The following is a 19,551-nucleotide window of genomic DNA, read 5'->3' on the forward strand; positions in this document are numbered from 1 at the left end:
CCCAACCCCGACCCCCGCTGCGCCGGCACCGGCATCCTGCCGGTGATCTCCCGCAAGCGCGCCCCGGACACCAAGACTCTGGGCAAGCTCTGTCAGGTCGTCGAGCAGGCTTTCTCGCTCCTGCACCACTGGGAGAGAAGTGCAGGGTGGCATCTGGCGATCGATCAGGCGAGGCGAGCTCTACACACGGCGTTGAGGCCCGCCGGAGAGGTCGTCGTTCCCGCCCAGAACGTCTGCCGGGTTCGTCGGGTGCTGAGAGGCGGAAGGTCACTCATGCCGCGATCCATGCGCACCCTCGTAGCCGAAGAGGCCGGTGAGCCGATCCCTACGGCTGCAGTCGCAGCCTATTCCCACGGCAGAAGCCGGTCAGGCGTTGATCCGTGTGAAGGCGACTCCGATTCACGCCGGCGATCTGCACGTGTTGCGTGGTCGCCACGAGCGTGTGGTGATCGTTTCGGTCCCGGCCGTACCCGGGCCGTAGGTGGCCGGCACCTGGCAGGAATACCTTGTCGCGCCCGGCCGCCACACGCGTCTCAGAAGTAGTTCCTCACCGGCCTTCAACTCGAATTACGCCCTTGCGGACCGTGGTCTCACTCACCGAGGATGCCCGCACCACGGCCCGAACACCGCCGTGTCCCAGGACACGGGCCGCCGCAGCCATCGGCAGCCGTCACGGCAGCTCATGACAGAGCTTGCCCAGAGTCTTGATGTCCGGGGCGCGCTTGCGGGAGGCCACCGGCGGGATGCCAGTGCCCGCACAGTTCGCGGGGGTCGGGGTTGCTGGGGGTCTCGTGACGGATACGGCGTCCGTCGGCCGCACCTCCTGCGGGCTGCCGCCGACGGGCTCTTCAGCGTCCGCCTCTCGCCTGCCCCTGCGAGCCGCCGTGCCCGAAGAAGGAATCCGGTCGTGGGGGATTGTCCGGCAGCTGGGGAAGTGGCCCCTTGCTGTTGCCGGACACGGGGGCAGGGGCGGGGGTGCCGGGACCGTGGAGGTAGTCCGACGACACGGCACTGCTCGGGAAGGGAGGGGGAAGCGTTCTGTTGTTCGCACCGAAGGAGGAAAGGCCGCCAGGCAGGGCAGGACGAGGACGGTCCGCGGCGGCAGCTGCCAAAGTAGTGGAACCGAGGGCTCCGGCCGGGCCCTCCATCGCGAGGAGGCCAGCAGTTGCGTACTGCGCGAGGGACGGCTGAGTGTAAGACTCCGACGCCTGCTGCGGCGGAACCGCCGCAGCAGGCGACCCGGCGGCCGCCTGTGGCATATCTTCCACCGCAGCACCCACGCCAGTGCCCGCCACCCCCAGCTCCAGCCGGGGCCCCCTCCTGGATTTTTCCCGCAAACGATCGTCCAGCTTCACCTGCTCCTCGGGTTCCAAACCCGCACGACCACCCGGAACCCTTACGCCTTTGGCCCAGTTGTAGAAGGTAGACCGATTTAAATCTTTTTCTGTTACGAATTCCTGCATAGTTTGATCGGAATTCAAGAACTCTTTCAAAATTTCTGTTACCTCTTGGAAATCATCCTCATCCCTCACATTTTCCCGCAAACGGTCGTCCAACTTCTCCCGATCCTCGGGTTCCAAACCCGCACGACCACCCGGAACCGCTATGCCTCCGGCCCAGTTGCGGACGGTAAGCCGACTCACCTTTTTGCTTTTTGCGAATTCTGGCAGACTCAGATCAGAATGCAAGAACTCTTTCAAAATTTCTGTCACCTCTTGAGGATCCGCCTTATTCCGCTTTTCCTGCAAACGGTCGTCCAACTTCTCCCGATCCTCGGGTTCCAAACCCGCACGACCACCCGGAACCGTTACGCCTTTGGCCCAGTTGTAGAAGGTAGCCCGACTCGCCTTTTTACTTTTTGCGAATTCTGGCAGACTCTGACCGGAATGCAAGAACTCTTTCAAAATTTCTGTTACCTCTTGAGGATCCGTCTTATTCCGCTTTTCCTGCAAACGGTCGTCCAACTTCTCCCGATCCTCGGGTTCCAAACCCGCACGACCACCCGGAACCGTTGCGCCTTTGGCCCAGCTGTAGAATGTATTCGGTTTTATATTTTTACTTTTCGCGAATTTCCGCAGACTCTGATCGGAACGCAAGAACTCTTTCAAAATTTCTGTTACCTCTTTGGGGTTTGTCAGCTTCGGCATCGTGTGACCTCCGGTCGTCTGCGGTCGGGAGTCCCGGCCTCCCAGGCTTTCCGGTGCTACAACGGGACTGATCCGCCGTAAGTTCATCCCGTCTTTTTTTCCCCGCGACCGTAACTGCTGGTCACGGGTGAGATGATCTTGATGTGGGTAGTGTGATCACGGCATCGGAACCGTCCTGGACAGCCCCGTTCAGCGGGCTCATCCCTCCCCGTTCGGCAGGACACCGGACTCATCGCGGACGGCACCCTGGTCCCGGCCCGGGACCACACGGTGGCGGAACAGTCCAAGAACCGCCGGTACTCCACCAACCACCAGGCCGTCATCGACGCCGACACCCGCCTGGTCGCCGTACTGGGCCAGCCCCTCACCGGAAACCGCAACGACTGCAAGGCGCGGGAGGAATCCAGCGCCAAAGCCGCCGCCGGCAGAACACTCACGACCACCGACAGCGGCCGTCCCGGCACCGCGCCCGTCGTGCCCCACCACCGACACAAGAACGAAGACCCTCCGGACCGGAAAGAAGCACACAACAAGTCCCACCAGCAGGTCCGCGCCCGCGCCGCGCACGACTACGCGAGTGGCGTTCAGCGCGAGCGCCGTCTTTTGCCGCGGGAAGCGGCCACGTAGGCCGTGCTGATCGGAGCGGCTGTCTCCGGGCGCGGTGCGGGTGACCGACCGGGACAGGGCCGGTCAACCCGCGCTGACCTGAAGCTCCTTGACCCCGTTGATCCAGGCCGAGCGCAGCCGGCGCGGGTCGCCGACGAGGCGCAGGTCGGGCATGGCGTCCGCGATCGCCTGGAAGATCAGGTCGATCTCCAGCACCGCCAGGGACTTGCCGAGGCAGAAGTGCGGCCCGCCGCCGCCGAAGCCGAGGTGCGGGTTCGGGTCGCGGGTGATGTCGAAGGAGTCCGGGTCGGCGAAGACGTCGGGGTCGTGGTTGGCGGAGGCGTAGAACAGGCCGACGCGGTCGCCCTTCCTGATCCGCCGCCCGCCCAGTTCGGTGTCCTGGGTGGCGGTCCGCTGGAAGGAGTTGACGGGGGTGGCCCAGCGGACGATCTCCTCCGCCGTCGTCGCCGGGCGCTCGCGTTTGTAGAGGTCCCACTGGTCGGGGTGGGTGAGGAAGGCGTGCATGCCGTGGGTGATGGCGTTGCGGGTGGTCTCGTTGCCCGCGACCGCCAGCATGAGGACGAAGAAGCCGAACTCGTCCATGCTGAGGTTGCCCTCGCCCTCCGCGGCGACCAGCGTGGTGACGATGTCCTTGGCCGGGCACTGCTTGCGGTCGGCGGCCATGTTCATCGCGTACGCGATGATCTCGGTGGCCGACTCCGCGCCGATCTCCTCGGTGATCGCGTACTCCGGGTCGTCGTACGCGATCATCTTGTTGGACCAGTCGAAGATCTTGGTGCGGTCCTCCTGCGGTACACCGATCAGTTCCGCGATGGCCTGGAGGGGCAGTTCGCAGGCGACCTCGGTGACGAAGTCGAAGGGCCCGGAGCGGGCCAGCGCACCCTGGACTATCGCGTGCGCCCTGGCCCGCAGCCGGTCCTCCAGCGCGCGGATGGCACGTGGCGTGAAACCGCGCTGCACGATCTGCCGGACCCTGGTGTGCTCGGGTGGGTCCATGTTGAGCAGGATCAGCCGCTGGACGTCGATGGCGTCCCGTTCGATGTGCTCGCCGAAGCGGATGATCGCGGTGTTGAGGGTGGAGGAGAAGATCTCCGGGTGGGTGGAGACGTACTTGACGTCCTCGTGGCGGGTCACCGCCCAGTAGCCGTCGTCGGCGAATCCGGCCAGGCCGTGCGGCTGCGGGATCCAGCGCACCGGCTCGGCCCGGCGCAGCTCGGCGAACTCCGGCAGGGGCACGCGGCTGTGCAGCAGATCGGGGTCGGTGAGGTCGAACCCGTCGGGCAGCGCGGGACAGGGCATGAGCGGCTCACTCCCACCATTCTGACGAACCATCAGGATAACCCGGTTGCCGCGAAGGTAGTAACAGGTTCTAGAACTAGCAAGGCCCATGAGGACCCAAATTGCCCGCAACCCCCTTGCGGTCACGGACGGTCTGTCAGCAAACTGCACACAGAACTGATACGCGTTCTAGTTATGCGTGGCGGGGCCGGGCCGGGACGCCTCCGCGCCGCGCGGGTGACCGAGGAGAGGACGTTTCCCCCATGGCCGCGGAACCCGTGATCGTCGAGGCCGTACGGACCCCCATCGGCAGGCGCGGCGGCGCGCTCGCCAACCTCCATCCCGCCTATCTCCTGGGCGAGACCTACCGAGAACTCCTGGGCCGCACCGGCATCCCCGCCGACTGCGTGGAGCAGATCGTCGGCGGCACGGTGACCCACGCCGGCGAGCAGTCCATGAACCCCGCGCGTACGGCCTGGCTGACCGCGGGCCTGCCGTACGAGACGGCGGCGACCACCGTGGACTGCCAGTGCGGTTCCTCGCAGCAGGCCGCGCACATGGTGGCGAACATGGTCGCGGGCGGCGTCATCGACGTCGGGATCAGCTGCGGCGTCGAGGCCATGTCGCGGGTGCCGCTCGGCTCCGGTTCGAAGCACGGTCCGGGCAAGCCGTTCCCCGACGAGTGGAACGTGGACCTGCCCAATCAGTTCGAGGCGGCCGAACGCATCGCCCGCAACCGCGGTCTGACCCGCGAGGACGTCGACCGGCTGGGGCTGCGCTCGCAGGAGCGGGCCGCGAACGCCTGGGCCGAGGAGCGCTTCAAGCGGGAGACGTTCGCCGTGCAGGTGCCCACCACCGAGGAGGAGCAGCACGCCGGGCAGGGCATGTGGCGGCTCGTCGACAAGGACGAGGGGCTGCGCGACACGTCCATGGAGGCGCTGGCCGGGCTGAAACCGGTCATGCCGAAGGCCATCCACACGGCGGGCAACGCGTCACAGATCTCGGACGGCGCGGCGGCCCTCATGTGGGCGTCCAAGCGGATGGCGCGGGCGCTGAAGCTGCGCCCGCGGGCCCGGATCGTCGCGCAGGCGCTGGTGGGCGCGGACCCGCACTACCACCTGGACGGCCCGATCGACGCGACCAACGCCGTGCTCGGCAAGGCCGGGATGTCCCTGAGGGACATCGACCTTGTCGAGATCAACGAGGCGTTCGCGTCGGTGGTGCTGAGCTGGGCCCGGGTCTTCGACCAGGACCTGGCGAAGGTCAACGTGAACGGCGGTGCGATCGCGCTCGGGCACCCGGTCGGAGCGACCGGGGCCCGCCTCATCACCACGGCGCTCCACGAACTGGAGCGCACCGACAAGGAGTTCGCGCTGATCACGATGTGCGCGGGCGGTGGACTGGCCACCGGGACGATCATTCAGCGGCTGTAGCCCACCCCAGGAACTCCGTGAACACCGCGGGCTCGAACGCCAGGTGCGGGCCCGCGGGGTTCTTGGAGTCGCGGACGGCTACGGTGGCCTGGAGATCGGCGATCTCCAAGCATTCGCCGCCCTGGTCGCTGCTATACGTCGACTTCCGCCAGGCCAGAGCGCCGAGGGTGGCGCACTCGACGCAATCACCGCCCTGGTCACTGCTGTAGCTGGACTTACGCCACTTGCTCTCCATAGCGGTCCTCCATCACGCGCCGGATCAAATCCGCCGAGTCCTTGAGGGATAGAGCGGCGGCCTGAAGATGATCGTAACGGAGCGAGCAATCCGTGATGGTTTCCGGGTTCGCGGTTGGATGCCCGCTTCCGTAACCCTCTGTGTAAACGATGGCCGGGTCGCTCGTGAAACGGTAGAGGTTGAACGAGCCGGTCAGTCCCGCATGCGCACCGGCCGAATACGGCAGCACCTGGACATTGATCCGCGGATTGCTCTCGAACGAGATCAAGTGGGCCAGTTGGCCACGCATGATCTCCGAGTTGCCGATCTCCTGGTGCAGGGCTGCCTCGCTGAGCACCATCCAGAAGATCGGTGGTTCCGTCTTCTCGAAGATGCGCTGACGGGCCAGCCGTACGGCGGTGCGGTCGTCGAGGTCAGTGTCGTCCAGCGCGCCAAGTACCGCACGTACGTATTCGGGCGTCTGCAACAGTCCGTGGACCATGCCCATTTGGAAGGTGCAAACCTCGGTCGCCCGCGCCTCCAGCTCCGCCACCTGCCGAAACCAAGCCGGAAGTTGCGACCGCATCACGAGCTCGACCAGTCGTGACAGCAGGCCGCCCGTCTCCAGGGCCGCGTCCGCCCGTTCGCTGAACTCCTGCGTCGGCAACTTCCGCGCGGTTTCGATCTGGCCGACCAGCGACCCCGTGTAGTTGAGGATGTCGCCGAGCTGCCGCTGTGTCAGTCCCGCGGACTCTCGGTGACGGCGCAGTTCGAAGCCGTAGTAGTCGAGCGGCGAGGCGCCCGGGTCGAGGACGTTGATGTGGGTCACGTGTGATCCCCTCTCGCGCAACTCGGTCCACAGCGGGACCCGTTGTGTCTGTTCCATAGCCGAGCGTAGTCGCGGCAGGTCAGCCTCGTTGCGTGAACTTCAATATTCCCCATTACCGCATGAGCCTCACGGTCGGAGAGCACTCCGTACGGCACATCCGCAACATCGTCCGTTCGCTGCTGCACGACTGGGGGCGGGCCGAGCTGTCGGACGCTGTGGAGCTGGGCGTGAGCGAGCTGGTCACCAACGTCGTCCGGCACGTACCCGACCGCCGCTGCGTCCTGCTGGTGCAGCGGCGGCGGGCGGTCGTACGGGTGGAGGTGACCGACGGGTCGCCCGAGTTGCCGCTCGTCTCGTTCGGGTCGGCGATGGACCGGGAGGGTGGGCGCGGGCTCGTCCTGGTGGACGCGGTGGCCGACAAGTGGGGCGTCGAGCCGCGGCCCGGCGGCGGGAAGACCGTGTGGTTCGAGTGCGGTACGGGCCCGTCGGCCCCGTGATTCAGCACATGGACACGTGCGGGGCGATCTCGATCGTGCCCGCGGCCCACTTGGCGCCCGTAACGGGCCGCAGCCGGCGGTCCGGGCGCTGGGCGGCGCGGGCGCGGCCCTGGCGGGCGACGAGCCGGTCGCCCTCGGACGTGCGCTGGTAGTACACGCGGTTGCCCTCGCGTATCCGGTTCAGCAGGCCGACCCGGTGCAGCCGGGTCAGGTGGTACGAGACGGTCGAGGCGGTCATGTGGTGCCGCTCGGCGAGTTCGATGGTGATCCGGGGTCTGTCCAGGTCCGACAGCAGGAGGAAGCGGGCCTGCCCGATGACCTGGCCCAGCGAGTCCGACGCCGTGGGATCCGCCGCCGGCCGGATGCCGCTCCGGCCGGAACTCACCGGGTAGGTGAGGTGTGTTCCGTCCTCGCCCCACGGGTCGGTGCGCAGGAGCCATGTCGTCGCCAGTGGTGCGGGACACAGGGTGATCCGGCTGGTTTCGCGGACCTGGAGCGTGCGCGGGTCCTGGATGCGGAGGGTGCCGGAGTCGTAGGTGAGGGCCGGGTGCAGGGAGTTGAGGGTGGCGGCCAGCCCGTGTTCGGCGATGGCGGCGGCGCGGTGCCGGATGTCGCCCTCGGCCGCCTGGCGTACGGAGTTCCAGCGGGCCGACACGCTCGCCGACCAGAACCGGCCCAGTTCCCGGGCGATCCGCTGGGCGAACGCCCGCTCCCCGGCCTCCAGGGCGGTGGTGATCTTCCGCAGTTCGGCCGGCTCCGGCCCCCGGACGGCCCGTACGGACTCCAGGAACCTCCCCATCTGGCGTGCGACGACCCGGCTCGGCGCCGTGGCCACCGCGTGCAGTTCCTCGTCGAGCGAGCCGTGGTCCGCCGCGCCCGCGAACAGGAAACCCGGCACATAGCTCTGTTTCGCCCGCCGCAACGCCATGAGCAGACCCCCGTCGTGGCGCAGGGAGGTCTCCCGTACGGCTCGTTCCAGCTTGAGCCCGCCGACGGCGGTGAGGCCGAAACCGAGCAGGGAGCCGAGCTGCTCCAGCGGGGAGACCACGAACGTGGTGGACATCAGAGCGTCAGAGGTCAGATAAGCGGAAATCACACAATCCCCCATTGTTGACTGCCACACACCGCCGGTCGGGTCGGCGACCAGCGGAAGAGACGTGTGCGGCGGTCTCGGAAGGCCCCCGTCACCGTCCGTTCGGATCCTCACACGACGGCGGGATTTCCTCCATATCGTTTCGGACACCCGCACATGTCGAGTGAGGAGAAAACGGGACGGAAGCGCTTTTCACCCGTCAAAAAGAATCGCCAGATACGGGACATTCGAGCCTGTTCAAAAGACTCCGTGCGCATCAGCGAACACAGTGCCCGGGGCGGGCGTAGACCAGAACCTGCGCGCCGCGCACGCGAATCCGCTCGCACACCTCGAAAGACGACCGCAGGGTCTGCCGTTTGACCTCCTCCTGCGGGAAGGGGTCGAGCGGCTGCCCGGCGGGATCGGCCAGCGCGATGACGCGGTCCGCCGACAGGATGCGCCGCCGGATGGTCTCGGCGGGCAGTTCGGTGCCTTGCAGGGTGCGCGAGGCGGCCGGGGACCCGGCGAGCGCCAGGTCGTCCAGGCGGTCGAGGACGGACGGGTACGACAGCAGCCACTCGCGGCGCCGGGCGGGCATGAACAGGACGCCGTCGCCGTCGTGCGCGGTCCGCTCGACGGCATGGGCGACGGCGACCACGTCGTCCTTGCGGCTCTCCGGGGAACGGACCAGCAGCGACCACGGCAGCAGCACCGCGACGGCGAGGGCGGCCACCGCACCGGCGGTCAGCGCGCGTGCCACCGGGGCCAGCCGGTGGCGGCGCCGGACGGCGCGGGCCAGGGCGGCACCGGCGGGCAGCGCGAGACCGGCCATGCAGTACAGGACGTACCGGTCGACGTACCACGACTTGACGAGGGAGACCGCCATGAGCAGTCCGGCCGGGGCGATCAGCAGCGGGAGGGCGAGGGCGGCCAGGGTGCCGGAGCCGGTGGCGCCGGAACCGCGCGCGAGGAACCGGCACAGCAGCAGGCCCGCGACGGCCAACGCGGCGAACTGGAGCCACGCGTTCAGGCTCGGCCGTCCCAGCCAGCCCAGTTGCTGGTCCGCCTGCCCCGCGCTCACCGCCGCCAGCGGGAGCAGGCTCAGCGCCGCGCAGGCCGCCGCGAGGGCCCAGCGGCGCCAGGTCCGCCGGGGCACGCGCAGCCGCCACAGCGTCAGCGCGTGGGCCACGAGCGCCAGGACGGCGAACTCGTGCAGCCAGCTCGCGAGGCCGAGCGTGAGCGCGTACGCCACCCACCAGTGGGCCCGGGAGGCTCCTGGCCCGCCTTCGGGGCCGCGGTCGACCGTGCCGTCCGTGCCGCCCTCGATGCCGCGCAGGAAGAAGTACGTCGCCCAGGTGACGCCCGCGGTGACCAGGGCGTAGGAGCGGCCCTCCTGCGCGTACTGCTGCGTCACCGGCAACAGCGCGAAGACGAGCCCGGCGAGCAGGCCCGCGAGCCGGCCGGACAGCCGTCCGCCGATCGCCGCGACCCCGGCCGCCGCCAGCGCGGTCGCCGCCACCGAGGGCAGCCGCAGGACGACGAGACCGCCGTCCCACACGGCGAACACGGCGTGCATGAAGAGGTAGTACAGGCCGTGCACGGCGTCGATGTGGCCCAGCAGGCCCCACAGGTCGCCGAGCGAGCGATGGGCCACCTGGTACGTGACCGACTCGTCGCGCCACATGCTGTCCTGCCGGTCGATCCCCCACAGGCCGAGGGCCAGCGCGGTCGCGGCCGGGACGGACATCGCCACCGCCCGGTCGCGTCCGCGGGTCCGCCGCGTCGCGGACTGCGGGGCGTCGGCCGGTGGGGGATCGACCGGGGCGACGAGCCCGGCGTCGTCTTGCCGAATGATGGTCTTCTCCTTGCGCAGTCGGGTGGTGCTCGGTGTCGTGATGCTCGGTGTCGTGGTGGTCGGTGTCGTGGTGGTCGGTCGGGGGGCGCTTTCCGGGTCAGCAGTGGTCGCCGCGTTCGTACACCTCGATCCGTGCGGTGCTGACGGTGCTGCCCTCGCACCGGGTGAAGTGGTCGCGCAGTTCCGTCTCCTTGGCCTCCTCCCGCCCGTTCGCCTCCCGGCGCTCACGTGCGGGTTCCCGCACCACGACGATCCGTGAGACGCCCAGGATCCGCTTCCGGATGCCTGCGGGCGGAAGTTCGGTGCCGTAGAGCGTGTGCGACGGGTGCGGCGCGGCGGCCAGCGCGAGGTCGTCCGCACCGTACGCGGCGGGCTCCCGGCCGAGCGTCCACACCCGGCGGCTGCCCGGCAGGAACAGCACGCCGTCGCCGGGTGCCGTCGTCTCCCGCACCGCGCGGGAGATGGCCGCCACGTCGTCGGTCCGGCTGGCCGGGCCGCGCAGGTGTGTCCCCACGGGCCCCACGGCGACCAGTACGGCGACGGCTGCGGCGCAGGCCAGGACCGCGCGTGGGCGGACGGACCGCCACAGCACGTCCAGGGCGGCGGCCACCAGGAGGGCGAGACCGGCCTGGGCGTAGAGCACGTACCGGTCGACGTAGAGGGGTTTGACCGCCGAGGCCAGCAGCAGTGACGCCGGGGGCAGCAGGAGCAGCGGGAGGGCCAGTGTGCCGAGCGCCCGGGGGGCGCGGGCGTGCCGGAGCACCGCCGCGCAGGCCGTCCCGATGGCCGCGGTCAGCAGGAAGCCCAGCACGTCCGTGCGCACGGACACCTCGATCCAGGCGACCTGGCCCGACTGGCGCAGGCTCAGCAGCACCAGGGGCGAGACCACCGCCGCCGCGCCGCCCGCGGCGGTCGCCCACGCCCGCAGGACCGGCCGCGGCGCACGGGCCGCGAGCAGGGCGACGCCGTGCGCGGCGAGCACCAACAGGGCGAACTCGTGCAGCAGACCGGCCAGTGCGGCCGGCGCCGCGTACCCGGCCCACCAGCCGCGGCGGCGCTCGTCGCTCGCCTTCAGGAGCACCCAGGTCGCGGCCACGACGAGGGCGGTGACCAGGGCGTAGGAGCGGCCCTCCTGCGCGTAGCGCTGGACGACGGGCAGCAGCGCGAACACCACGCCCGCGGCCGGTCCGGCGCGCGGCCCGGCCAGCCGTCGGCCCACCGCGGCGACCCCCACCGCGGCGCCCGCCATGGCCAGCACCGACGGCAGCCGCAGCGCGACGAGGCCGCCGTCCCAGAGCCCGAACACCGCGTGCATCAGCAGGTAGTACAGGCCGTGCACCGCGTCGGCACCGCCGAGCGTCGCCCACAGGTCCGGCAGGCCGCGGTGGGCCATGTCGTAGGTGACGGCCTCGTCCTGCCACAGCGTGTCCTGCCGGCGGATGCCCCACAGCCCCAGGGCGAGGCTCAGCACGCCGGGGGCCAGGACGGCGAGACGGTCCGCGCGGCGGGCCCGGCGGGACCGCGGCGGGGACGGCACGGCCGGGTGGATGGGCAGCGGGCGGGTTGCGGTGGCGATGACCGGCTCCTCGGGTGCGGCGGGGCGGGCCCCCGGCGGGCGGGCGCGGCGCGGTGCGACGGACGCGTACGACGCGGTGGGCGGGTACGGTGCGGTGAGCCGTCGGCGGGTGGCTCGGCAGCAGTCAACGGGCCGGAGAATTGATGGTCAGCCGCCATGGGGCCCGCCTATCAATCCCGCGTCGCGTACCGTGAACCGCTGATCGCAGGAACGGGGAGCGCAGGGGGAGTCACCGTGGGCCGTGCGGAGAAGCCGCTGGATCCGGACGCCGGTCCGCTGCCGCGGTTCGCCCATGGGCTGCGCGAGTTGCGCCGGATCGCCGGGAGCCCCACCTACCGGGCCATGGCCGCCCGCGCCGGGTACTCCGCCCCCACCCTGTCCGGTGCCGCCACCGGCGAACGGCTGCCGTCGCTGCCGGTGACGCTGGCCTACGTCGAGGTCTGCGGCGGCCCGCGCGAGGAGTGGGAACGGCGCTGGCACGCCCTCGCCGACGCACTCTCCGCCCGGCCGGTCGCGGCGGAGGACGACGAACCGGCCCCCTACCGGGGCCTCGCCCGGTACGGCACGGAGGACGGCGCCCTGTTCTTCGGGCGCGACCAACTGGTGGCGGACCTCGTCGCCCTGGTCCGCGAGCACCGCTTCGTCGCGGTCGTCGGCGCCTCGGGCAGCGGCAAGTCCTCGCTGCTGCGCGCGGGGCTCGTCCGGGAACTGCGCGGCCTCGGCGAGCGGGACGGGCGGCCGGCCGCCCTCCGGATCTGCACACCCGGCCCGACGCCCCTGCGGACCCATGCCGCGCTGCTGGAGCCGGTGCCGGGCGACGCGGACACCGTGCTGGTGGTCGACCAGTTCGAGGAGGTCTTCACGCTCTGCCGGGACGCGGCGGAACGCGCGGAGTTCATCGGCCGGCTGCTGCCCGCCCGAGCGCCCGCCGACGCGCGGCCCGCCGACGGGCCCCGGCTGCGCGTGGTCATCGCCGTCCGCGCCGACTTCTACGGCCGGTGCACCGACCACCACGGACTCGTCGACGCGCTCAACGCGGCGACCCTGCTGGTCGGTCCCCTCTCCCCCGAGCAGGTCCGGGAGGCGGTGGTGAAGCCGGCCGCGGCCGGGCGGCTGGTCGTGGAACGGGCGCTGACCGCCCGGATCGTCGCCGACGTGGCCCGGGAGCCGGGGGCGTTGCCGCTCATGTCGCACGCCCTGCTGGAACTCTGGCGACGGCGGCGGTCCCGCACCCTGACCCTGGAGGCGTACGAGGCGATCGGCGGCGTCCAGGGCGCCGTGGCCCACACCGCCGAGGAGGTGTTCGCGGGTTTCACGGCCCGACGGACCGCACTCGCGCGGGGGTTGCTGCTGCGGCTGATCACTCCGGGCGAGGGCACCCCGGACACCCGGCGGCCGGCCGCGCGGGCCGAGCTGGCCGGGTCCGAGGAGGCGGAGCAGGTGCTCGAAGCCCTCGTCCGGGCCCGGCTGCTGACCGTCGACGGCACCGGCGTGGACCTCACGCACGAAGCGCTGATCACCGCCTGGCCACGGCTGCGCGACTGGGTGGAGGGCGACCGCGAACGGATGCGACTCCAGCGGCGGTTGACCCGGTCCGCCGGGGAATGGGAGGAACTGGGCCGGGATCCCGGTGCCCTGTACCGGGGTGCCCGGCTGCTGGCCGCGCGGGACGCGTTCCTGACCGCGGACGGGCCGGCGCCCGATCTGACCCCGCTGGAACGGGAGTTCCTGACGGTGAGCGTGCGCACCGGGCGGTTCGTCCAGCCGGCCCTGGTCCGGCTCCGGCGTTTCGTGCGCAGCCGCTGGTGGCTGGTGTTCCGGCTGGCGGTGCTGTGCGCGGTCGTGCTGTGGACGGTGTGGTTCCTCAACCGCGACCACCCGTGACCGTGCCGTCGCGGAGCAACAGACCGCGCGGACGGGCCGGTCAGCGCCGGTCGAGTACGGCACGGGCGGCGGCGAGATGGCGGTCCTTGGCCGACTTCAGTGCCGTGAAGTACGCCTGGTGCGCGCGGATGTCCCGCTCCTGGATGCCGCGCTCCTCCTCGCTCAGCGCCTTCACCAGCCCGACCCGCTGCTTGCAGGCCACGTCGGCCTGCGCGGTCTGCTTCTCCGCGGCGGACGGGGTCTTCGAGCGGGCCCAGCGCGGATCCTCGGCGGCGGCGTAGAAATCCTTGTACGTGTACCCCTGCTCGGCCATGCAGCGCGCCCAGGCACGCGTGACGCGTACGCCCTCCGGACTGTTCAGCGCCTCGTCGAGGCTGCCGGAGTTCAGCCGGCCCACCAGGTCCTCGTCCGGCTGGTTTCCCCGTGCGAGCCGGTCGCCCGCCTGCGGGTAGCAGCCGTCGCCGGGAGCCAGCGCGGCGGCCCGCTCCGCCGCGCCGAGGCGGTTCTCCCGGTCCGCTTTGCGGGCGGTGACGTCGGTGGAGCCCATCAGCCGGGGGTTGGTCCGGTAGCCCATCTCCGTCGCGACCGCCGTCTCGATCAGGCCGTAGCGGCGGCGGTTGCGCAGATCGGGGTACTGCCCGCGGTCGTCGATGACCTCCCAGTCGTATCCCTGCCGCTTCATGCAGTCGCGGGTCAGGACGTCCTTGGCGGTCTCGATCAGGTAGATCTCGTTCACGGACAGCTGGTAGCCGTCCAGCGGGAGGACGAGGTCGCGTACCTCCGCGGTCGGCTCGGGGGCCGCGGCGAGCACGGTCGCCGGGACCTCCTGCCGTCCGGAGGTGCTGCCACAGCCGACGGCGAGAAGGACGAGGGCCACGGTCCCCACCACACGGTGCCTGGTCATTCGGCCACTCCACTGCTTCGGAACGGAATGGAAGGGATTGGGAGGAAGGGATTGGGAGGGAAGGGAAGGGACCGGGGCGGCGCCGGCCGGGCCGGCGCCGCCCCGGGGTGGGTCACAGGAAGACGACGCAGCTCGCCTTGTTGTCGAAGCTGTTGTTGCTGAAGTCGCTGTCGACACTGTTCGGCTTGGCGGTGTACGAGGAACCGCTGCACGACGTGCCCTTGTCCCACAGGCCGACGTAGGAGCTGGTGAAGTTCCGCATCGAGCTGGCACCGTTGTTCATGACCTGGGAGGTGCCGCCCCAGTACTTGTTGTTCAGCTCGACGTCGGAGCCGGAGAAGTTGGCGTAGTTCCCGCCGTAGTTGTCGTGCTGGTAGAGCACGAAGTAGGTGGCCTGCGTGCCCGCCTCGGCCGCGGACGCCGTGGGCGCCGTCGCGATCGCGCCGACGGCGCACAGGGCCAGAGCACCGAGAGCCACGCCCAGCTTGTGCTTCATCTGCTGTCCTCCCGTTCGGGTGGTCATGGTGGTGGCGGATCTCCGTCCGCCACCGACAGTTCACGCGAACCGGGGCCACAGGTACAGATGATTGGAAAACCTTCGAATGTTGCCGCTGAGGCGGAAGGTACGTGCCGTCAGACGTCGGTCGGGTGCAATCTCCCCCGGCCGCGTCCGTCCGGCGTCCGGTCGGGCGGGCCGCCGTCCGCGCCCGCGGCGGCCGGGCGCGGCCCGGTCAGGGCATGGGTCAGCCCAAAACCGGCGGCCACCACCGCCGCGCCGCCCACCGCGTCCAGCACCCAGTGGTTGCCGGTGGCCACGATCGCCGACACCGTGAACAGCGGGTGCAGCAGACCGAGCGCCTTCATCCACCACTTCGGCGCGAGGACCGCGATGACCACCCCGCACCACAGCGACCAGCCGAAGTGCAGGGACGGCATCGCCGCGTACTGGTTGGTGAGGGCGGTGAGGGTGCCGTAGTCCGGCTTGGAGAAGTCCTGGACGCCGTGCACGGTGTCGATGATGCCGAGGTTCGGCATCAGGCGGGGCGGGGCCAGCGGGAACAGCCAGAAGCCGACCAGGGCAAGCAGGGTGGCGAAGCCGAGGGAGGTACGGGCCCAGCGGTAGTCGACCGGGCGGCGCCAGTACAGGACGGCGAGCACGCTCAGCGGGACCACGAAGTGGAAGGACTCGTAGTAGAAGTCGAAGAAGCTCCGCAGCCAGTGGATCTTCACGACGGCGTGGTTGACCGCGAGCTCGATGTCGATGTGCAGGAACCGTTCGGCGTCGAGGATGAGACGGCCGTGGTGCTCGGCGGTGGCCCGGCCCGCCGCGCCGCTGCCGGCCGCCGCGAGCCGGACCTGCTGGTAGGCGGCGTAGGTGACGCGTATGAGGAGCAGTTCGAGGAGCAGGTTGGGGCGGGTGAGGACCCGGCGCAGGAAGGGCAGGAAGGGCACGCGGCGGAAGCGGGCCGGGGCGGGGGCGTAGCACGTCGGGACCGGTGAGCGGTAGTAGGGCGAGGTGCGGGGCAGGAAGGGTACGGCGGTGGCGGCGGCCAGCGCCGCGAGCAGCACGATGTTGTCCCGCAGCGGGTACACCGCGGGCGTGTTCGGCAGCAGCATCTTGGCGGGCAGCGTGGTCACCAGGACCACGGCCACCGGCCAGACGTAGCGGTCGGAGGCGCGGCTGCCGACCCGGCCGACGACCGCGAGCAGCACCCACAGCAACTGGTGCTGCCAGGTGGTCGGCGAGACGGCTATGGCCGCGCAGCCGGTGATCGCGACGGCGAGCAGCAGTTGGCCGTCGTGGGCGTAGCGCACGGCGCGGCGCAGGGCGAGGGTCGCGACGACCGCGCCGAGCAGCAGGAACAGCGCGATCTCCAGCGGACCGGTCAGGTCGAGGCGGAGCAGGGCGCCGTGCAGGGACTGGTTGGCGAGGGCGTCGGCCTTGCCGCCGAGACCGACGCCGGCCATGTGGTGGACCCAGTACGTGTACGAGTCGTGCGGCATCGCGGCCCAGGCGAGCACGGTGGCCGCGGCGAACGTGCCGGTGGCCCAGACCGCGGCTCGCCTGCGGCCGGTGAACCACAGCAGGGGCGCGAACAGCAGCACGGTCGGCTGGAGTGCGGCCCCGATGCCTATGCACAGGCCGCCGGCGCGCTGCCCGCGCACGGCGAAGCAGCCGAGGAGGACGAGCAGCACCGGAATGATGCTGGTCTGGCCGAGCCAGAGGGTGTTGCGGACCGGCAGCGACAGCATGAGCAGGCTGATCGCGACCGGCGTGGCCAGCAGGGAGGTGCGGCGGCTGACGGGCTGGGGCAGGGCACGGGCGGCGACCAGGCCGAGGGCGACGACCAGCAGCAGGGTGCCGAAGGTCCAGCCCCAGCCGAGCGCCTGCTGGGCGGCGCGGGTGAGCGGCTTGAGGACCAGCCCGCCGAAGGGGGTGCCGGTGAACTGGGTCGAGTCGTACAGGGACCCGTTGACGTGCAGGACGCCGCCTGGGCCGACCCAGGTCTCCAGGTCCGTCAGCCGCTTCCCCCGGGGTGTGCTGAGGACGGTGGTCAACTGCCGTACCGCGAGGATCGCGGCCACCGCCCACAAGCCCAGCCTGGCCACCTTCAGCCGCGCCTGGTCCGGCGCCTGCGCGAAGGCTTCCCCCCCTCGCCCGCCGTGCTCCACGTTCGCCACGCCTCGTCGGCCTCCCGCCGCATCCGTCCCGCACGCCCCGCGCGGGTTCCCTGAGCCCCCCCCGTGAGGCGGCATCGCCCCCTGGGGGGACGCGGGAAACCCCTGCTTCACCTGACGTCCGCCCGCCTTTTGTCCGGAAGACGATAGTCCGAGAGGGGCACGGCTGCGTCCGCGGGGGCGGGACGCTACGTCCACGGGGCGGGAGATCGGTGGCGACGAGGGGGTGTGCGTCGGGGATCCCGGGGCGACTCGGCGGGCTCGGGTCACCCCGGGCTATTTGGCTGTGCTGTACATCGAGACTCGTATGTAACGTAAGGGGCGAATTCCGCCTGATCACTTTTCGGCCTGGGTGACGGACCGCACCCCCGCCCTCACCGCAGGGGCAGACGCGCACGGTTCCGGCGACCAGCAGGGTCGTCACCCTCCGCGACCGGCCCGCACCCACCACGATCACGCCACCGACCTGATCGACACCCACCCTCCGCAAGTCGCTTCTGAGTCATCTTTATGGCCTGGCCGGGGCTTTCGTGGCCCGCTTTATGGCCGGGTCAGAACTGTTGTGGCGTCTGTGGCCCACCGCAGACTGCAAAAGGCAAAGTAATTACCAACACACAGCAAAGCACACACCAAGAAGGAGAGGGCCATGGGCATCGGCGTCCAGTTCGACATGCAGGGCATCAAGCACCAGACGAACCCCGAACTGTCCGACAGCGAGTTACACGTGCTGGAGGTCTTGGAGTCGGAGAGCGAGGCGGCGGACGCGGCCGGGACGACCGGGGCGACCGGGGGCGCGTAGCGAGGTCCGGGACCGGGCCGGGACGAGCCGGGCGGGGACGAGCCGGGCCGGGCCGGGGCCGCGGACGCGAGGGATGACCTCGGCCCGGTCCGGTCCCGCACCCGTGAGAAGTGGGCCCTCGGCCCGGTCCCCGTCCCCGCGCGACGAACCTGCGCCCACGCGCACGCACACGCACACGCCCCACGCTCCACGCTCCACGAGAAGCCCGTACCCGCGTCAAAAAGGGAGAGCCCCGCACCCGTGACCGCGTCAGCCGCCTCCGCTCCCACCGCCGCCGAAGCCCCGCAACACGGCGAGCGGGCGACGCCCGTCGAACAGGCCGCGCGGCACGCCCGCCGGGCCGTGGCCGACCTGGGCCTGACCGCGTCGCTGACCCCGCTGCCCGTGGACGGGACCGAGCCCGGCGCCTGGCGCTGCGATCTGTTCCGCGGCGGCGTTCCGGTCCCCGGCGGCGTCGGCTTCGGCAAGGGCCCTGGGCCGACCGCACGTGTCGGCGCCGTCTTCGAAGCCCTCGAACACCACCTCGGCGAACTGCCGCCGCCGGGACAGACGGTCCTGCGCGGCGCCCACCGGGTGGCCGCCGCCCTCGGACGGCAGGAGGCCGTACTGGCGCGGCTGTCCGAGGGCCCCGACCGGCCGCTGGCCTGTCTGCCCTACCGGTCCCTGACCGGTCCGGGCGGCGCCGACGTACCCGTCTTCCTCTCCATGCCCGGCTACGTCGACCAGCCGGCCGCGGCCCGCGCCGCCGGGGGCGACCGCTACGACTACCGCGTACTGGGCCGCTACGCGCTCAACAACGGCTGGGCGGCCGGTGTCACCCGGACCGAGGCCGTGGTGCACGCCCTCAACGAGATCATCGAGCGGGACGCGATGTCGCTGCTGCTGGTCCGGCAGTTCCTCTCCCGCACCCCGCCGCCGCTGCGGGTGCTGGACCCGGCCGCCCTGCCCGGACCGCTGGCCGCGCTGCACCGGGCCGCCGAGGAGCGCGTCGGGGCGCGGGTGTGGCTGCTGGAGATGACGACCGACCTGGGCGTGCCGGCCTACTGGGCGTACCTGCCGGCCGCACCGGGCGTCGCGGCCCGGGTGCGCGGCTGCGGCGCGTCCCTGTCGCGGACGTACGCCGTCGAACGGGCGCTGCACGAACTGGTCCAGATCCACACCGGCGTGACCGGGTCCGGCGCCGGGCCGCAGCCGGCGGCGCCCCGCTTCGGGAGCCGCCACCCGGCCCTGCGCCGCTGCTACACGGCCGACTTCTCGGCCCGGCTCAAGGACGCGCACCACGTACCCTTCGCCGCCGACGGCGCGCACGATGCCGTGCCCTGCGTGCCCGCCGCGAGCGCCGTACCCGCCGTGGACGCCGTACCCGCCGTGGACGCCGGCACCCTGCGGACCCCGGCGGACCACCTCGACGCCCTCCTGGCCCGGCTCTCGGCCCGCGGGTTCTCCTCCTACGCGTGGGACCGGTACACCGGCGACCACCTGGCCGTGACCAACGTCTTCGTCCCCGGCATGGAGCGCTTCATGGCCGTCACCGACGGCCACCTCGTCCTGCCCGGCCCCCGCGGCCTGGCGGCCCGCACCTGAGCACCTCCCGCGCCCGGGGCGCGGGCCATCCCCGATATACGGTTCCCCGCCATACCGCCATACCGCCATACCGCCATACGGCTAGCTATACCGCTCCCCGATACGCGGCTCCGCCGCGCGGGCGGCGGAGCCGCGGCTGACCCACGGCTGACCCGCGGGGAAACACCGCCACA

General features: G+C 71.0%; 15 protein-coding genes and 2 pseudogenes. 6 read left to right on the plus strand and 11 right to left on the minus strand.

Annotated features, from left to right (window positions below; genetic code table 11):
- Positions 1-504 precede the first annotated feature (504 nt).
- Both ACFY2B_RS30100 and ACFY2B_RS30105 read right to left on the minus strand, forming a co-directional pair.
- Positions 505-661 (minus strand): annotated as a pseudogene (locus tag ACFY2B_RS30100) (ISAzo13 family transposase); the annotation flags it as partial.
- Between the two features lie 187 nt (positions 662-848).
- Complete coding sequence (locus tag ACFY2B_RS30105) at positions 849-2,147, minus strand: hypothetical protein (protein WP_390766221.1); 1,299 nt, start codon at positions 2,145-2,147, stop codon at positions 849-851.
- 216 nt (positions 2,148-2,363) lie between these two features.
- Between ACFY2B_RS30105 and ACFY2B_RS30110 the strand changes: the two are divergent.
- A pseudogene (locus ACFY2B_RS30110) lies at positions 2,364-2,723 on the plus strand (transposase); the annotation flags it as partial.
- Between the two features lie 114 nt (positions 2,724-2,837).
- Here the strand turns inward: ACFY2B_RS30110 and ACFY2B_RS30115 are convergent.
- Positions 2,838-4,073 carry a cytochrome P450 gene (locus tag ACFY2B_RS30115; RefSeq protein ID WP_390766222.1) on the minus strand — a complete coding sequence of 412 codons (1,236 nt, stop codon included), beginning with the start codon at positions 4,071-4,073 and terminating at the stop codon, positions 2,838-2,840.
- A gap of 242 nt (positions 4,074-4,315) precedes the next feature.
- Here ACFY2B_RS30115 and ACFY2B_RS30120 point away from each other — a divergent pair, with 242 nt between their 5' ends.
- Positions 4,316-5,485 (plus strand): steroid 3-ketoacyl-CoA thiolase, encoded by a 1,170-nt coding sequence (locus ACFY2B_RS30120; protein WP_390766223.1) that lies wholly within the window; start codon positions 4,316-4,318, stop codon positions 5,483-5,485.
- Here the strand turns inward: ACFY2B_RS30120 and ACFY2B_RS30125 are convergent.
- Both ACFY2B_RS30125 and ACFY2B_RS30130 read right to left on the minus strand, forming a co-directional pair.
- Complete coding sequence (locus ACFY2B_RS30125; RefSeq protein WP_390766224.1) at positions 5,469-5,720, minus strand: DUF397 domain-containing protein; 252 nt, start codon at positions 5,718-5,720, stop codon at positions 5,469-5,471. The two genes, ACFY2B_RS30120 and ACFY2B_RS30125, sit on opposite strands and share 17 nt — an antisense overlap.
- The gene (locus ACFY2B_RS30130; protein WP_390766225.1) at positions 5,701-6,528 is read right to left on the minus strand and encodes a helix-turn-helix domain-containing protein; all 828 of its coding nucleotides are present in this window, start codon (positions 6,526-6,528) and stop codon (positions 5,701-5,703) included. The genes ACFY2B_RS30125 and ACFY2B_RS30130 overlap by 20 nt, the downstream gene beginning before the upstream one ends.
- Positions 6,529-6,647: 119 nt before the next feature.
- On the opposite strand from ACFY2B_RS30130, the gene ACFY2B_RS30135 reads away from it, so the two are divergent.
- A complete protein-coding gene (locus ACFY2B_RS30135; protein WP_390766348.1) occupies positions 6,648-7,025 on the plus strand; it encodes an ATP-binding protein in 378 nt (125 codons plus the stop codon).
- Position 7,026: 1 nt separating this feature from the next.
- Here the strand turns inward: ACFY2B_RS30135 and ACFY2B_RS30140 are convergent, their stop codons facing one another.
- The 3 genes from ACFY2B_RS30140 to ACFY2B_RS30150 form a co-directional block, all read right to left on the minus strand.
- Complete coding sequence (locus ACFY2B_RS30140; protein WP_390766226.1) at positions 7,027-8,088, minus strand: winged helix-turn-helix domain-containing protein; 1,062 nt, start codon at positions 8,086-8,088, stop codon at positions 7,027-7,029.
- 286 nt (positions 8,089-8,374) lie between these two features.
- The gene (locus ACFY2B_RS30145) at positions 8,375-9,844 is read right to left on the minus strand and encodes a hypothetical protein (RefSeq protein WP_390766227.1); all 1,470 of its coding nucleotides are present in this window, start codon (positions 9,842-9,844) and stop codon (positions 8,375-8,377) included.
- 205 nt (positions 9,845-10,049) lie between these two features.
- Complete coding sequence (locus ACFY2B_RS30150) at positions 10,050-11,489, minus strand: glycosyltransferase family 39 protein (RefSeq protein WP_390766228.1); 1,440 nt, start codon at positions 11,487-11,489, stop codon at positions 10,050-10,052.
- A gap of 273 nt (positions 11,490-11,762) precedes the next feature.
- Here ACFY2B_RS30150 and ACFY2B_RS30155 point away from each other — a divergent pair, with 273 nt between their 5' ends.
- A complete protein-coding gene (locus ACFY2B_RS30155; RefSeq protein WP_390766229.1) occupies positions 11,763-13,412 on the plus strand; it encodes a hypothetical protein in 1,650 nt (549 codons plus the stop codon).
- A 40-nt stretch (positions 13,413-13,452) separates the two neighbouring features.
- On the opposite strand, the gene ACFY2B_RS30160 is transcribed toward ACFY2B_RS30155, so the two are convergent.
- The 3 genes from ACFY2B_RS30160 to ACFY2B_RS30170 all read right to left on the minus strand — a co-directional run bounded on the left by ACFY2B_RS30160 (position 13,453) and on the right by ACFY2B_RS30170 (position 16,998).
- The gene (locus ACFY2B_RS30160; RefSeq protein ID WP_390766230.1) at positions 13,453-14,316 is read right to left on the minus strand and encodes a hypothetical protein; all 864 of its coding nucleotides are present in this window, start codon (positions 14,314-14,316) and stop codon (positions 13,453-13,455) included.
- Between the two features lie 112 nt (positions 14,317-14,428).
- Complete coding sequence (locus ACFY2B_RS30165; protein ID WP_390766231.1) at positions 14,429-14,839, minus strand: peptidase inhibitor family I36 protein; 411 nt, start codon at positions 14,837-14,839, stop codon at positions 14,429-14,431.
- A 110-nt stretch (positions 14,840-14,949) separates the two neighbouring features.
- A complete protein-coding gene (locus ACFY2B_RS30170) occupies positions 14,950-16,998 on the minus strand; it encodes a bifunctional glycosyltransferase 87/phosphatase PAP2 family protein (protein ID WP_390766232.1) in 2,049 nt (682 codons plus the stop codon).
- 643 nt (positions 16,999-17,641) lie between these two features.
- Between ACFY2B_RS30170 and ACFY2B_RS30175 the strand changes: the two genes are divergently transcribed.
- Positions 17,642-17,794, plus strand: coding sequence for a hypothetical protein (locus ACFY2B_RS30175; RefSeq protein ID WP_390766233.1), 153 nt, complete (start codon positions 17,642-17,644; stop codon positions 17,792-17,794).
- 240 nt (positions 17,795-18,034) lie between these two features.
- Positions 18,035-19,378, plus strand: a complete 1,344-nt coding sequence (locus tag ACFY2B_RS30180; RefSeq protein ID WP_390766234.1) for a YcaO-like family protein — start codon at positions 18,035-18,037, stop codon at positions 19,376-19,378.
- The last annotated feature ends 173 nt before the right edge of the window (positions 19,379-19,551 follow it).

It is taken from the genome of Streptomyces sp. NPDC001270, from assembly GCF_042896695.1.
GTDB lineage: Bacteria > Actinomycetota > Actinomycetes > Streptomycetales > Streptomycetaceae > Streptomyces.